The organism is Fructilactobacillus sp. X2R1C1, from assembly GCF_059901435.1.
This window is the reverse complement of sequence record NZ_JBWXUV010000171.1, coordinates 1-232: the sequence shown is the minus strand read 5'-3', so window position 1 is coordinate 232 and position 232 is coordinate 1. Positions and strand designations below refer to the sequence as shown.

Here is a 232-nt window from a genome sequence, read left to right as displayed (position 1 = left end):
GTCATACGCAGGGGGCGCGGACGCCAATCGAGCAGCCTCCGCCACCAGCGACGGATCACGAATTTGCTTCCCGCAGCACGTACCCGACGCCGCGAACGGTGTGGATGAGACGCGGCTCACCATCGTGCTCGGTCTTGCGGCGCAAATATCCGATGTACACCTCAAGGGAATTCGCGGTGGTCGGGAAGTCGAATCCCCACACCTCATGTAGCAGCCACCATCGCTCCAGCAC

At 62.5% G+C, this 232-nt stretch carries 1 protein-coding gene; it reads right to left on the bottom strand.

The features are described from left to right. Nucleotides 1-55: 55 nt before the first annotated feature. Complete coding sequence (locus AC6UDG_RS07925; RefSeq protein ID WP_500707023.1) at nt 56-232, bottom strand: winged helix-turn-helix domain-containing protein; 177 nt, start codon at nt 230-232, stop codon at nt 56-58.